This is a genomic window from Enterobacter cloacae complex sp. P40C2, assembly GCF_014930695.1.
Lineage (GTDB): Bacteria > Pseudomonadota > Gammaproteobacteria > Enterobacterales > Enterobacteriaceae > Enterobacter > Enterobacter pasteurii.
In genome coordinates this window covers 1-863 of sequence record NZ_JADBRP010000029.1, presented here as the reverse complement: position 1 = coordinate 863, position 863 = coordinate 1, and the positions used below count along the sequence as shown (strand labels likewise).

Below are 863 nucleotides of genomic sequence, written 5' to 3'. Positions count from 1 at the left end.
TTCACGAGGCGCTACCTAAATAGCTTTCGGGGAGAACCAGCTATCTCCCGGTTTGATTGGCCTTTCACCCCCAGCCACAGGTCATCCGCTAATTTTTCAACATTAGTCGGTTCGGTCCTCCAGTTAGTGTTACCCAACCTTCAACCTGCCCATGGCTAGATCACCGGGTTTCGGGTCTATACCCTGCAACTTAACGCCCAGTTAAGACTCGGTTTCCCTTCGGCTCCCCTATACGGTTAACCTTGCTACAGAATATAAGTCGCTGACCCATTATACAAAAGGTACGCAGTCACCCCATAAAGAGGCTCCCACTGCTTGTACGTACACGGTTTCAGGTTCTTTTTCACTCCCCTCGCCGGGGTTCTTTTCGCCTTTCCCTCACGGTACTGGTTCACTATCGGTCAGTCAGGAGTATTTAGCCTTGGAGGATGGTCCCCCCATATTCAGACAGGATACCACGTGTCCCGCCCTACTCTTCGAGTTCACAGCATGTGTGCTTTCGTGTACGGGACTATCACCCTGTACCGTCGGACTTTCCAGACCGTTCCACTAACACACAAGCTGATTCAGACTCCGGGCTGCTCCCCGTTCGCTCGCCGCTACTGGGGGAATCTCGGTTGATTTCTTTTCCTCGGGGTACTTAGATGTTTCAGTTCCCCCGGTTCGCCTCGTTAGCCTATGTATTCAGCTAACGATAGTGCAACGAATTGCACTGGGTTTCCCCATTCGGACATCGCCGGGTCAAGGGTTCATATCACCTCGCCGGCGCTTTTCGCAGATTAGCACGTCCTTCATCGCCTCTGACTGCCAGGGCATCCACCGTGTACGCTTAGTCGCTTAACCTCACAACCCGAAGATGTTTC

1 rRNA gene is annotated in these 863 nt (G+C 52.6%); it reads right to left on the bottom strand.

What is annotated here, in order from left to right:
• Positions 1-843, bottom strand: a 23S ribosomal RNA gene (locus tag IM304_RS22165); the annotation flags it as partial.
• Positions 844-863 lie beyond the last annotated feature (20 nt).